14 protein-coding genes are annotated in these 13,536 nt (G+C 52.1%); 5 read left to right on the top strand and 9 right to left on the bottom strand.

Going from position 1 to position 13,536, the window contains the following annotated elements; translation table 11 throughout:
- Both EDF73_RS27785 and EDF73_RS21130 read left to right on the top strand, forming a co-directional pair.
- Positions 1 to 123 (top strand): hypothetical protein (locus EDF73_RS27785; protein WP_243655250.1); only part of this gene is annotated, 123 nt, incomplete at its 5' end.
- Between the two features lie 125 nt (positions 124 to 248).
- The gene (locus EDF73_RS21130; protein WP_132731015.1) at positions 249 to 815 is read left to right on the top strand and encodes a helix-turn-helix transcriptional regulator; all 567 of its coding nucleotides are present in this window, start codon (positions 249 to 251) and stop codon (positions 813 to 815) included.
- 88 nt (positions 816 to 903) lie between these two features.
- Here the strand turns inward: EDF73_RS21130 and EDF73_RS21135 are convergent, their stop codons facing one another.
- The 5 genes from EDF73_RS21135 to EDF73_RS21155 form a co-directional block, all read right to left on the bottom strand.
- On the bottom strand, positions 904 to 2,154 hold the full coding sequence (locus EDF73_RS21135; protein WP_132731016.1) for an oligosaccharide MFS transporter: 1,251 nt from the start codon (positions 2,152 to 2,154) through the stop codon (positions 904 to 906).
- 539 nt (positions 2,155 to 2,693) lie between these two features.
- Positions 2,694 to 4,001, bottom strand: a complete 1,308-nt coding sequence (locus EDF73_RS21140; protein ID WP_132731017.1) for an MFS transporter — start codon at positions 3,999 to 4,001, stop codon at positions 2,694 to 2,696.
- 68 nt (positions 4,002 to 4,069) lie between these two features.
- The gene (locus EDF73_RS21145; protein WP_132731018.1) at positions 4,070 to 4,969 is read right to left on the bottom strand and encodes a dihydrodipicolinate synthase family protein; all 900 of its coding nucleotides are present in this window, start codon (positions 4,967 to 4,969) and stop codon (positions 4,070 to 4,072) included.
- A 98-nt stretch (positions 4,970 to 5,067) separates the two neighbouring features.
- Positions 5,068 to 5,706: a DAK2 domain-containing protein gene (locus EDF73_RS21150; RefSeq protein WP_132731019.1), complete on the bottom strand. Its 639-nt coding sequence runs from the start codon at positions 5,704 to 5,706 to the stop codon at positions 5,068 to 5,070.
- A 9-nt stretch (positions 5,707 to 5,715) separates the two neighbouring features.
- Complete coding sequence (locus EDF73_RS21155) at positions 5,716 to 6,729, bottom strand: dihydroxyacetone kinase subunit DhaK (protein ID WP_132731020.1); 1,014 nt, start codon at positions 6,727 to 6,729, stop codon at positions 5,716 to 5,718.
- 230 nt (positions 6,730 to 6,959) lie between these two features.
- On the opposite strand from EDF73_RS21155, the gene EDF73_RS21160 reads away from it, so the two are divergent.
- Together EDF73_RS21160 and EDF73_RS21165 are read left to right on the top strand one after the other, a co-directional pair.
- Complete coding sequence (locus tag EDF73_RS21160) at positions 6,960 to 7,985, top strand: LacI family DNA-binding transcriptional regulator (RefSeq protein ID WP_132731021.1); 1,026 nt, start codon at positions 6,960 to 6,962, stop codon at positions 7,983 to 7,985.
- 44 nt (positions 7,986 to 8,029) lie between these two features.
- Positions 8,030 to 8,500: a YhcH/YjgK/YiaL family protein gene (locus EDF73_RS21165; RefSeq protein WP_132731022.1), complete on the top strand. Its 471-nt coding sequence runs from the start codon at positions 8,030 to 8,032 to the stop codon at positions 8,498 to 8,500.
- Between the two features lie 70 nt (positions 8,501 to 8,570).
- On the opposite strand, the gene EDF73_RS21170 is transcribed toward EDF73_RS21165, so the two are convergent.
- From EDF73_RS21170 to EDF73_RS21180, 3 genes are all read right to left on the bottom strand, one after another.
- On the bottom strand, positions 8,571 to 9,527 hold the full coding sequence (locus EDF73_RS21170) for a LysR family transcriptional regulator (protein ID WP_132731023.1): 957 nt from the start codon (positions 9,525 to 9,527) through the stop codon (positions 8,571 to 8,573).
- 198 nt (positions 9,528 to 9,725) lie between these two features.
- Positions 9,726 to 11,030, bottom strand: a complete 1,305-nt coding sequence (locus EDF73_RS21175) for a sorbosone dehydrogenase family protein (RefSeq protein ID WP_132731024.1) — start codon at positions 11,028 to 11,030, stop codon at positions 9,726 to 9,728.
- Positions 11,023 to 11,466 carry a DUF2231 domain-containing protein gene (locus tag EDF73_RS21180; RefSeq protein WP_132731025.1) on the bottom strand — a complete coding sequence of 148 codons (444 nt, stop codon included), beginning with the start codon at positions 11,464 to 11,466 and terminating at the stop codon, positions 11,023 to 11,025. The genes EDF73_RS21175 and EDF73_RS21180 overlap by 8 nt, the downstream gene beginning before the upstream one ends.
- A gap of 322 nt (positions 11,467 to 11,788) precedes the next feature.
- Between EDF73_RS21180 and EDF73_RS21185 the strand changes: the two genes are divergently transcribed.
- Complete coding sequence (locus EDF73_RS21185; protein WP_132731026.1) at positions 11,789 to 12,667, top strand: NAD(P)-dependent oxidoreductase; 879 nt, start codon at positions 11,789 to 11,791, stop codon at positions 12,665 to 12,667.
- Positions 12,668 to 12,743: 76 nt separating this feature from the next.
- Here the strand turns inward: EDF73_RS21185 and EDF73_RS21190 are convergent, their stop codons facing one another.
- Positions 12,744 to 13,517 carry a DeoR/GlpR family DNA-binding transcription regulator gene (locus tag EDF73_RS21190; protein WP_132731027.1) on the bottom strand — a complete coding sequence of 258 codons (774 nt, stop codon included), beginning with the start codon at positions 13,515 to 13,517 and terminating at the stop codon, positions 12,744 to 12,746.
- Positions 13,518 to 13,536: the final 19 nt, after the last annotated feature.

The following is a 13,536-nucleotide window of genomic DNA, read 5'->3' on the forward strand; positions in this document are numbered from 1 at the left end:
CCGTCGGGTACGGAAGACGCTTACAAGATCTACTGCGAGAGCTTCCTCGGGGAAGAACATCGTAAGCAGATCGAGAAAGAAGCGGTGGAGATCGTGAATAGCGTGCTAGCGGCGCATCAGTAGAGCAGCTGACGTACTCCGCTGAGCCGGAGTACGTCATAGTTACCCGGCGACACCAATACAGGCACCACTTTGTCAGCACATAAGGAATGGGACGATTCGCAAAAGGTTATTGCTGCGGGGACTATATGAATATTTATGTTATTACCAATAATAATTTCATGCTTGAAGGTCTGAAATGTATGTTCAGCGATAACAGCCTCTCCGTCAACAGGGTTATGTTTTCACGGGTCAGCGATATTGCCTTCAGCAACAGCGATGTGGTGATTGTGGAGTCAGAGCTGAGCACCGGCGATGCCGAACGTCTCAAACACCTGCACATTTCACCGGTCAATCTCATCTTTTTATTAAAACCGGCGTCAGGAATGGGCGGGATAGGGCGCGAAGCGGTATTCATTGACACTGAGTTAACCGGTAATGAATATCTCATGATGCGGCAGGCGTTTAAAAAAATGGGAATCAATCTGAAGAGGGACAAGTTGTCATTTACCAAAAGAGAAGCGCATATCATCCATTTGATTTTGAATGGCTACTCGCTGGAGGAAATTTCCCGCAGCCTGCTGATCTCCAAAAGAACGGTGCAGTCTTTTGTCAGTATTATTTTGCATAAACTGAATACCACAAAAATAAGTGGAATATACCGCTGCAAAAGCCTCATCATTGACAGCCTTGCCAGGAAGAATCTGCATCGTTAATGCGATACGGGGGGCTTTCTGATGCGCTATCCAACGATAAATGACAAAGAATAAGGCAATGTTAGCGGCGGACATTGCCTCGCGAATATTATAAGGTTTCGTTTTGCACCGCTGCGCTGCGCGGGCCGGGATTGCGCCCATTACTGAGGAAGACCACGCCAAACAGCAGGATCACCGAGACGATAGCGGAGAACAGATAAAATACAATATGGTAGCCAAACGCATCAAACAGCATCCCCACCGGGATCGATAGCAGCACAATACCTAGCGAGCTGGCGATCTGGAACCCCACGAGGAAGATGGTGGAAGACAGGCGCGAATCAAAGTTGGACACGCTGTATTTGAATACCGAGATCACAAACAGCGGCACTTCAATCGCATGAAATAGCTTGATCAACGAGATGATATACGGGCTTTCTGAAGTCGCTGACACCAGAATGCGACAGATCATGATCATGCCTCCGACAAGCAGCGCCTTTTTCGCGCCGACCTTGTTTACAAAGAAGGGAATGACGGCCATACCGATGGCTTCCAGCACCACCTGGAAGGAGTTCAGATAGCCGTAGACCCGGGTGCCGGTCTCGACGGATGAGAACAGCCCGGCGTAGAACACAGGAAACATCTGCTGATCGTAAATATTATAGAATGACCAGGTCCCGGTGATGAACAGCACGAAAATCCAGAATTTAATATCTTTAAATACGGCGATGAAATCATCTTTGTGCACTTTTTCATGGCGGTGGGTACCGCTGGCCGTTTTTTCACTTTTAAATAAAATATTGATAATAATAAAGCACACGCCAAACAGCGATACCAGCCAGAAGTTAATATGCGGATTGATGGCGAAAAAGATCCCGGCAAGTAAAGCGCCAATAGCATAGCCAAACGATCCCCACGCCCGGGCGGTACCGTATTCAAAGCTAAATGCCCGCGCCATTTTCTCGGTGAAACTATCGAGTAATCCGCAACCGGCGAGGTAGCCAATACCAAAGAACAGCGAGCCAATCGCCAAACCTAACGCGAAGTTGTGCCGCAGCAGCGGTTCATATATATAAATCAGGAACGGACCGGTGAGCACTAAAATCACACTCAGGAGCCAGATCAGGTGCTTTTTGAGGCCGAGTTTATCCTGGATTATTCCATAGCCAATCATAAAGATCATACTGGTAAACTGATTGACGGAGTACAGGGTTCCCAACTGCGTACCGGTGAGGCCGATGGTCCCTTTAAGCCAGATGGCATACAGCGACCACCACAGCGACCAGGCGATAAAAAACAGAAACGAATAACCGGAGGCATAGCGGTAATATTCATTTTTAAAAAATGAAAAAGCCTTCATATTTATTTCCTTGTGACGATATTTTTATTTTAGCAAACGGAACCCTGTATCGCTATCGTCGTCTTCGACACCGGCTAGCGATATGGCAGGGCGGCCAGATTCAATAAAATAATCGGCCAGGTAGAGACAGCGGTTTGTGTTCTCTTATTTAATTTACGATTCCAGATACATTTCTTTTCTTGATGATAAAAACCCTCAGCATAGATATCAGATCGACGCTGACTGAGCGGTACGGATTAATGACGGCGGGTTCATTATTACTATTAAGTTGGCCGCAATACAACCTGGCGAACGTGATGTTAATCACAAAGGTTAACGTTAACATTTATCAGGAAACGGAAACCCGACGAAGACAAGGCGTCACGAGGGGTTAAGAGGATAGGCCTGCGGATTGCGTAATGGGGGCGTCGTGGGGCGCGTCTTCGCCGAAAAGCGGAGGTTCCTTGCGCCGGAGATCCTTTGCCGACGTGCGTCGGGTTATCTCTGCGCAGGATAGCCGAGCCCGGTAGGTCAGTACCGGGCTCAGAGTGTCGTTCTGACTACGAATGTGCCTCATTACTGATAGGTTCTTTCAGAACCAATCCATAGCTGAGGGCCCCGAGTAATAACAGCGCCGCACCGGCAAGGAAGACCCAGGTAAAGTTATTGGTGGTATCGAGAATCAAGCCGGCAACGATAGGAGCCAGCGCCGCACCCAGGAAGCCGCCAAAATTCTGAATTGAACCGAGAGAACCTACCGATCCCGCGGGCGCAACGTCCGTCACCAGCGCCCAGATCACGCCTGAAGGCAGCTGGGCGGCAAAATAACCGATTGTCAGTAGCAACATGCACAGCGGCGTACTTTCAATGTAAGGTACCGGCGCCACGGCACATGCCGCAATCAGCGCTCCGCCGACGATCGGGATCTTACGCGCGGTAATGGCTTTCATGCCTTTTCTAATCAGTAAGTCTGAAATAACGCCCCCCAGCAGCACGCCAAAAATACCCACAAAGAAAGGGATGGCGGCCAGCCAGCCGGTATTCATCAGACTCATATGACGATCGTGCTCAAGATAACGCGGCAGCCAGGTCAGGTAGACCCAGACCGTAAAGTAAATTCCGAAGCATCCGACGACCATCCCCCATGTCGAGCGCTCGCGGAACAGGGAACCCCAGCTGCGCGAAGGGGCGCAAGGCGACTCATTGTGGTCGACAATTTTGTCTTGCGGAGTCTCTTCTGCGGTGGGTTCACGATAAAAGCGCAGCCATGCGAGCAGAATCACCAGCCCCAGAACCCCAATAACGATAAACATGCCTCGCCAACCCATGGTCAGCATCAGTATCGTCAATATGGGCGGCGCAATGGCATTGGCAATCTGCGACCCGGTATTGAACAGGGCGGTGGGAAAGCCGCGCTCTTCTTTACTGAACCAGCTGTTGGTGACTTTGACGCCGGAGGTAAAAAACGGCGATTCCGTTACGCCCAGCAGCATGCGCAGCGCGTACATTACCCCGAAGCCATTAGCAAACGCGCAGAATATCGTCACCAGCGACCAGCCCCCGGCGGCAAAGGAAAACATCTTTTTGGGACCGAAGCGGTCGACAAGATACCCGGCAGGGAGATTGGCCAGCGCATAAGGCCACAGAAAGGCCGATAGCAGCAATCCCATTTGAAATGACGACAGACCAAATTCAGCGGCAATGGTTGAATTCGCCACGCTGAGATTGGCGCGGTCGAGATAGTTGACCACCGCGGCCAGCAGAATAATCACCACCAGATACCATCTCAGCTTTGCTCCGGGAATGGCGTTAACCTTATTGTGGCTCAGGGCATTATCAGGTACAGGTACAGAGTCTGTTCTTCTCATGAAAGAATCCTCTAAACTTCATCTTGACGTCGACGTTATTAGTCTAAAATTTATATTATTCGACGAAGTTAAATGCCGGTTGATGTTTCCAGTTCAGCGAGCCCGGCGATCAAAGTCTGAACTTCTTCGGGCGTAATATTTAATTGCGGCGCCCGCATCACGCCGGCATGAATTCCGCGATATTTAAGTCCTTCTTTAAAGTAAGACATATTGCTGCCGTTTCTCAGCAGTTCGCAATATTTATTCGCCTGGCGCTGAGCGGCACGCGCCCCGGGAATATCCCCACGATTAAAGGCATCATAAATTTTGACAAAAGGCTCAGGGTAAACACAGGAAACCCCTGAAACCACGCCATCGCAACCCATCGCCAGCGCCGGGAGAAACAGGCGGTCGGCACCGACCATAACGGAAAAATCATGGTCATTGATGGCGAGGTACTGATTCACGGTGAGGTAGTCCGGGTAGCTGTATTTAATCCCCACGACATTCTTACACTTATCCGCAACGCGCTGAGCGACGTCAGCAGAAAGATTGTTAGCGGCGCACTGCGGAATATTGTAGAGATAAACGGGAAAATCGCGGGGCACGGCATTGGCGACGGCGACAAAATAGGCTTCCAGCTCACGGTCGTTCGCGCCGAAAAACGCCGGTGTTACAACACCAATTCCGTCGGCCCCGGCCTCTACCGCGTGGCGGGCCAGCGACAGCGTTTCTGCGGTGGTCATCGCACCGACGTGAATATAAACCGTCGCGCGCTGGTTATTTCTTTTAATGACGGTTTCTGCAACTTTTTTCCGTTCTTGTTCGCTGAGGCGAAACATTTCGCCGGTGGTGCCCAGCGGATAAAGACAGTGCACGCCTTTCTCGACAAGAAAATCGGTCAGCGCTTCGATGCTGGCATAATTGATGGTGTCGTCATCATTAAACGGTGTAATCATTGCAGTGGTAATGCCATATAATTTTTTCACAGAGACCTCGTCAGATGTTGAAGAAAATATGCCGGACCTGGGCGCAAGACGCCGGGCGTTCCGGATTTTTACTGCCTGAATAACGGTGAACAGTCTTGTTATTTATTAACGTAGCGGCTGAGTACGTTAAAAAGAATCAGCGCGACGGTAGCGCCGGGATCTTCTTTACCCGCGCTGCTGTCGGCAAACACTGCCGCCTTACCATGACGTGGAAACATGGTTCGGGTTGCTGCGAGACCGGCCATTGCCGCCGCCTGAGCGGCTTCTGCCGCGCGGCCGAGCGGTGCTCCCGCGGCGGTTTCCTGCGCTAACGCGTCGCTGGCGGGTAATAAGACATCCAGAACGGTTTTCTCCCCGGGGCGGGCCTTTCCTCGCTCTGCGATCCCCTGGGTAAAGGCGCTGAAGAAGGTGGCCAGATCCGCAGTGCTGAGCGTCATCAGCTCCGGCACAAGCGCTTTCCCACCGCGCATAAACCCGGTCGCCATCAACGTTCCCATTGTGGATGGCGCGGCTTTGGCCATCGCAAAGCCGCACTGAATAAGGTAATGAGCAACACCTTTCTCCTGCTCGGGTTGTATCTGCTGCGCGGCATGGAAGGCTTTTTGCATCGTGATGCCAAGGTCACCGTCACCGACGGCCTGGTCTAATTTGATCAATGTCTCCCGCTGCAGGCTCAGTTCGGCAGACCACGCGGCGATAAGACCCGTCGTATCGTCAAATGTCAGTTCAGTTTTCATATCGTACCTTTAGCTAGCCAGATCCGGCTGGCAGAAGAAGGGGGTACAGGCGGAGGTGGCGAGATAGCCCGCCAGCTCAGCGTTGAGCTTACACAGGGACAGCGAAAACCCGGTCATTTCCATTGCCGTGGCGTACTCTCCCTGATAGGCGTGGAATACGGCGATACCGCGTTCATCCAGCGTCTGTTTGACCCGGCGGAAAAGAATATACAGCTCATCCAGAGGCGTCCCGCCCAGGCCATTAAGCAGAACGGCAGTACGGTCACCGGGGGCAAAATGCAGCTCGTCAAGAAGCAGGGGCAGGATGCGGTCAATAATTTCATCGGCAGTGCCGAGCGCGGCGGTCGAAATGCCGGGCTCGCCATGGATACCCATGCCAATGGCCATTTCATTCTCGGCCACCGAGAAGGCGGCCTGGCCCACCTCAGGAATGATGCAGGGCGAGAGCCCGATGCCAATCGTTCTCGTGCAATCGCCGGCCTGTTTAGCCACTCTGGCGACTTCATCGAGGGATAAACCGGCCGCAGCGGCGGCGCCGGCGATTTTATACATGAAAAAAATGCCGGCTACGCCGCGCCGCGTTGCCGCTCGTTCAGGCGGGGCCGATCCGACGTCATCGGCCCCGCGTACGGATAGCGTTCTGATACCCTCTATCTCCGCCATCTCGGAAGCCATGTCGAAATTGAGGATATCTCCGCTGTAATTACCGTAGAGGTAGAGCACGCCAGCCCCTTTATCCACCGCTTTTGTCACCTGTAAAATCTGATCGGCGGACGGAGATTGAAAAACATCGCCGACGGCGCAGCCATCGAGCAAATTATTCCCGACATATCCCAGAAACAGCGGCAGATGGCCCGAACCGCCGCCGGTGACAATGCCAACTTTCCCGGGACGAGTGTGCTGGGCGGTCACCAGACAATGGCGATCATTATCGGCATATTTAAGATACCGGGGGTGTGCCGCATAAATTCCCTCGAGCATTTCTGCCACGTATTCAGTAGGGGTATTAATGAACTTCTTCATTTGCTAAATCCTTAAAGGACTGATATTTAATTAATGGCCTGGGGTCTGTCGGATATCTGTTTTGATAATGAAATTGGTCAGCGGCGGCGTAAACTAAAATTTTACTAAAATGATTTTAAGGAAAAGGAATTGTGATGATTATCACATGTTTAAATTTGCTAACAGGCTAGGGTTTATATAATAAAAGACAACCAAATAAAGCTTGTAATACATAAGGTTGAATTGTCATTATGGTTAAAATTAAAGATATTGCCAAAAAAGCCAACGTTTCTTTGAGCGCAGTATCGATAGCGATTAACGGCAAAAAAGGCTTATCCGTAGAGACCCGGGAGAAAATCCTGAAAATTGCCCATGAGTTAAATTATCAACAATCATCGGCCAGAGAAATTCGCGGCGTATTGCGCTTTCTGAAAATTGCTTTACATGGCGAAACAATCAATGAGGCGCATAACCTGTTTATTAGTGGATATATTGATGGACTCATCGAACAGGCCGGAAAATATAGCTATGCGCTCGAGGTCGTGGGCTATGACAAAAAAAGCGTTGAAGAAATCGTCAGGTCGCAGAGTAGCGGAGCTCTCGCCGATGGGTTGGTGATCCTTGGCACCGAGTTTGAGCAGGGTGACTTTACGCCCCTCCGTCGGCTATCGGTACCCTTTGTGATTATCGATAATGTGAACGATTTTTTACCCTTTGATTTTATTAACATGAATAATCGTGCGGCGATTTACAATATTCTTCACCATTTCAAACGTGCCGCAATAGAGGATGTCGGGCTGGTATACAGCGATGCACATACGCCAAATTTCAGGCAGCGTGAGCAGGCCTTTCATGAGCTGGTACCGCTGATCGGGCTAAGATCCGCCCCGGAAAATCTGGTTTGCGTCAGTCCCAACGCCCGCTCGGCATATGAAGCTATGCTGAGCCATATCAGGGCGACAGGGAAAATTGCGCAAGGCTATTTTTGTATTAATGACATCGTCGCCTACGGCTGTATAAGAGCGCTCCAGGAATGCGGATTCCGCGTGCCCGATGATGTTTCAGTTATCGGTTTTGACGACCTGCCGGTCTCCGGGGTGATGGAACCGGCATTGACCACCGTGAAAGTGGGTAATAAAAAGCTGGGAGCCGCCGCCGTTGATTTGCTGGTCAGTAAAATAGACGCGGGGCGGAATAACAACCATACCAGCGTGTTGCTTAGCGGGGAGCTGGTTAAAAGAAAAAGCGTGCGTCAACCTTCCGCAAAGCCAGTATAAATAACGTTATTTTCTGTCAACAACCATATATTATTGAGGGTATTATGCTTATAGCAAGCTTAGATAATGTCAGTGAGGATATTAAACCGTTAACGGAAATACTGAACCATCCCGACCTTGCACTATCGGCGCTGATAAATACGCCGCCCGGGAAATATTCTGTACAAGGACAGGAGTGGTTCTATATCGTCAGCGAAGGTGAAACCAAGCCCGGCACAGGTCATTATCCCGAGTTTCATCAACGCTATGGTGATATTCAGCTGGTAATTAGCGGCACGGAAACAATTTATTTCAGAACGACGCCGCCGGATGCAGAGGAGTACAGAACGCCACCCGCCGCAACCGATCTTTATTTTTTAGAACATAGCCCGACGAATGGTTCCGTAGTGCTGAACCAGGGCGAGTTTATTGTTTTTTATCCTGGAGAAATTCATAAACCGATGTGTCATACCGCCGGTCGCGCCAATAGCGTCAAAAAACTGGTGGTGAAATTCCCTTATCCACGGCAGGAGTAAAAATAGGGTGATTAACGCAAGGGTTGCTGACGACCGTTGCGTTAATCCTGTCGGCGCACGATCGCGTCTGCTACTGCTCGCGATAAACCGCGGGCCGATCTTCCCAGTACGGCGGGGTTCCCACTTTATCAACCATAAAGTCAATAAAGGTTCTGACCTTGTGCGGTAAAATCCGCTTTTGCGGATAGATCAGCCAGACGGCGGTTTCGCTGGGGAACATACTAAACTCCCAGTCTGGAAAGACCCGCTGGATATGGCCTTTTTCCTCTTCCTCGCGGGATAACCAGTTGGGCAGAATCGCAATCCCGGCGTGGTTGCAGCAGGCATAAAGCATCGCCGCGCTGTCGCTGACGCTAAGCCGATAGTTAATCGGTATCCGCTGCCATTCATCCTGTGACCCGGCCTGGCGCGTATACCACCCGGCGCCGTGCAGGCGAGAAAACATCACAATATTCATCTCGTTCTGACTGTTGCCGCCGGTACCGGGGGCGGCGGGAGGGCTGTTTTTCGCGATCCACTGCGGGCTGGCCCACGCTGCACGCGTCTGAGAGGCCAGTTTGCGCGCGTGAATGGAGGAGTCCGGCAACACCCCAATGCGAATACTCAGATCGATTCGCGCTTCAATCAGATCCTGTATCTCATCATTAAAACTGATATCCAGAGAGATGTTGGGATGCAGACGGAGAAACTCATCGACAAACGGCATGACGTGTAATCGACCAAAGGTACTGGGCACGCTAATGCGCAGCAGGCCGGAAGGGTGCTTATCCAGCGCGGAAGTTAAATGCCGCGCTTCCTCCCATTGCAGGAGCAGCTGTCTGGCATGCGAGTAGAAAAAATCCCCGGATTCCGTCAGCGTTAATCCGCGGGTGGAGCGGTTAAACAGCGTCACCTGCAAATACTCTTCCAGTTCAGAGATATGACGAGAGGCGGTTGATACTTCTATATTTAATGCTTTGGCTGCGGCACTAAAGCTTTTATGATCGGCGGCGCTGACAAAGGTCCTGATTGCGGATAAATGGTTCATCGAATTTTACGTCTCATTTATGATGAATGTCTTTTCAGCAACCCATTCTGGTGTAGCCACTTAGCAATAACGGTCCTGACTTCACAGCTTATCACTTTACTTCCCCAATTATTCCCTGCAGTGTTCATGGATACTGATGGTCGATGCATAAAAATGGCTTCCCCAACTGCAGGAAGCCGAAGGATTAATGGCATAATATTATTTTGCCGTAACGCGCCAGACGGTATTTCCGACATCATCGGCGATGATCAACGCCCCCTGGTTATCCTGGGCAAGCCCTACCGGAGCGCCATACAACTCTTTCTCATCCCGGGAGACAAAACCGCTAACTACGCTCTCTGGTTTACCGACCGGTTTGCCCTCTTTAAAGGCGACGAAACTGACTTTATAGCCATTAAGCGGTGAGCGATCCCAGCTGCCGTGCTCGCTGATAAAGACGCCGCCCTGGTATTTTTGCGGCAGCATCTGCCCGGTATAAAACAGCATCCCCAGCGGCGCAACGTGGGAGCTCAGGGCGTAGTCCGGCTTGATGGCGTTGGCGACCTTGTCAGGGCGAGGCGGCTGGACGCGGCGATCGACATGCTGACCGAAATAGCTCCAGGGCCAGCCATAAAAACCGCCGTCCTGGACGGAGGTCAGATAGTCGGGCACCAGGTCGGCACCTATCTCATCGCGTTCATTGGCTATCGCCCACAGTTTCCCGCTCTGTGGCTCCCAGCCGAGGCCTGTCGGGTTCCTGATACCGCTGGCAAAGATCCGGCTGGCTCCTGTTGCGGTATCGACTTCAAGCACGTTGGCGCGACGGTACTCAACGTCCAGACCGTTCTCGGTAATGTTGCTATTGGAACCGACTCCGACATACAACTTCTTGCCATCGGGACTCGCCAGCAGCGCTTTGGTCCAGTGGTGGTTGATGGTATTGGGCAGGTCGGCGAGCTCGGTTCCGGCATCGCTGATGTGCGTTTCACCTTGCTGATAGTGATAACGCATGATGCTGTCGGTATTGGCCACGTACAGATTATCGCCAATCAGCTGGACGCCGAACGGGGAGTGCAGATGTTCGAGGAAAACATGCTTTTCCCAGCCGCTGCCGCTTTTGCGTAGCAGGGTAATGCGGTTACCGCCTTTACCGCCTTTGCCGGACTGATTTTTTACGATCCCGGCAATCAGCTGTTTCGGCGTGGTCAGCGGTTCTTCGCCGGGACTGTTGCTTTCAACCACCAGCACATCATCGTTTGGCAGGACGTAGACCATGCGCGGATGCAGGAAGCCGTCAGCCATCTTCTCAATGCTCAGCCCCTGGGCGACGTCAGGCTGGGCGCCTGTTTTCCAGCCCACGCCGGACGGAACCTGCATCGGCGGCATCAGGTAATCCTGTGCTTTTGGCATCAGCGGATCCGGTCCGGTTTGTTGATCCGGCGACAGTTTCGCTTTTTCATCACATCCCGCAAGGACCAGAGTCAGCGTTAACATTACTGGTAGGGGCAGTAATATTTTATTCATGGCGATAACCTTTATTTTTTGCATGGCAGGAGGAGCTGATAATGTTGGCAAGGAGCAGGCAGATAACGGTGAGGGTCGAATAGACCACATTTTGTGGCGCAATGGCGTAAGCATCGCGGCTGTGGACAAAACAATTCACAATGGCTGAAATAATCGCGATGACGTTCAACCAGAAATCAACTTTCGCCGCCGGGATCCGAGGGGAAGGGGCGAAGAACCAAACCTGCGCGAGGTTAATCAGCCGCGGAACGATCGCGAAAATCAACCCCAGCGCAATAAGCCAGCTGGCGCTTTTTCCCCACATCACGTTGGTGCTGTAGAGATAAATAATATCAAAGATCCATCCGGCAATAAAAAAGCCATAAGGTATGGGGTTGAGAAGATTATAAATTATCGTCGCAAGCGTATTACGCCGGCCATAAGAGTTTTCACTCATATTATCAATTCCTCGTCAGGGAGAATAAAGGCGCGCTGAGGTTTCTGCTGTCAATAACGTCACGAACAGAGGTAAATGACAGCATGCGAAATAACCAGGCTAATTAGTGTGTATTGACATTATAAACACGCAAATAATTATACATATTGTTAACAAGTTCGATATATCAATGTACGGAAATCTGTTTTGCAGAAATCACCATACCTCATGGTGTTATAGTTAGTTATCGTGGTATTCAGAGAAATCGACTACGCAGAGATGCTCAGGTCATGGTCAGGGGAAACTGCGTGGGGTTATTAATCGTGATGTGGGAGAATATGGAATGAACTTACCGGTTGTCGCCGTCCTTGGGCTGGGCGCCATGGGGCACGCTTTTGCCAGCAATCTGCTAAAAAAGGGTTTTACCGTCCACGGCTGGAACCGTTCGCCGGAACGGGGGGACGATCTGCTGGCCAGCGGGCTCATCCGGCATGCGACGCCGCAGCAGGCGGTGGCGTCTGCCGGGGTGATTCTGTCAGTCCTGACCGACGCGGAAGCCACGTTGCACGTGATCCAGCAGATTGCCCCGGTGTGCCGGGAAGGGACGATTTTTTGCCAGATGGGTACCATTGGCGTCGAGGAGACCCGGGAAGCCATCGGCCTGCTGGAATCACTGGATCCTTCACTGATCTATCTCGATGCTCCGGTCTCAGGGACCAAAAAACCGGCCGAGAATGCGCAAATTCTGGTGCTCGCCAGCGGCGACCGTCAGCGAGGCGCGGCGGCTGAGCGCGTATTTGCCGCCATTGCGCGCGGCACGCAATGGTTTGGTGAAGCCGGCAGCAGCCAGAAAATGAAGCTCGTGCTGAACGCCTGGCTGATTACAATGATGGAAGGCGTGGCCGAAAGCGCCTTGCTGGCGGCGAAATTAGGGTTTACCCCCGCACAGTTCTGGCAAGCGCTGGACGGCGGTCCGTTGGCGGCACCGTACGTCAAAGGCAAACTGGAAATGATTGCGGAAAACCGTTTTCCTGCGCAAATGCAGCTCAGCCATGCGCTAAAAGATGCCAACCTGGCACTCGATGCGGCCGAAGGCACGGAGCTGCCGATCCTCAGCAAAATCGCCGATTGCTGGGACGAAGCGGCCGCAGAGGGCTATGCCAATCAGGATCTGGCGGCGGTGTACGCCTGGCTTGCGGGCCAGCCGACAAGCGGGCGCTAGGCGTAAGTGCGGAAGATCTACGTAAATGTGGCGTGAAACCTGTCGCGCTCTTAACATAGGCCCGGAGGAACGACGTTCAGGAAAGGGCCTCTTCATCCAGAGAAATAATCTGGATCCCGGCCGTCTGATACTCTTGCGCGTCGTCAGGGAGGCGGTCAATCACCAGAGTATCGATGCGTTCCGCCGGGGCGAACTGCGCCAGCGAGGTGTTATTGAGCTTGCTGTAGTCGCAAACCATAATGACCTGACTGGCATGTTCCACCATGCCGCGTTTGGTTTCCGCCAGCATAATATCGGCCACGCAGGCGCCGTGCTTCACAGAAAGCGAGTTGGCCCCCATAAAGGCCTTATCCACATTTAGCGTATCGAGAATAGAACGTCCGTTGATGGCCACCACGCAGTGGTAGCCTTTTTTGACGATCCCCCCCAGCAGGATGGTCTGAATAGTGGGGCTGGCCTCCAGCTCACGGGCAATCTGATAATCGTTAGTCACCACGGTCACATTCTGCCGATCGCGGATATGACGGGCGATATGCAGCGTGGTGGTGCCGGTATCCAGCACTATGATATCGCCATCTTCTACCAGCGCCGCGGCGCGCTGGCCAATACGCTCTTTCGCGTTCAGATTGACGACTTGCCGCATATCGGAGGCCTGCTCAAAACTGGCCCGGGTGCGCAGCATGGCGCCGCCGTGGGTGCGGGTCAGCATCCCGGCTTCTTCCAGCTGACGGAGATCGGCACGAATGGTTGCGCCAGACACGTTGAACACTTCACACATCCCGGAAACCGTAACTTTGCGTTTTTCCCGGAGAATACTGAGTAACTTTTCCTGTCGTTCTTCTGCAAACATTGTGCCTCTCTTACGGACG

The sequence above is a fragment of the Klebsiella sp. BIGb0138 genome (genome assembly GCF_004342285.1).
Taxonomy (GTDB): Bacteria; Pseudomonadota; Gammaproteobacteria; order Enterobacterales; family Enterobacteriaceae; genus Klebsiella.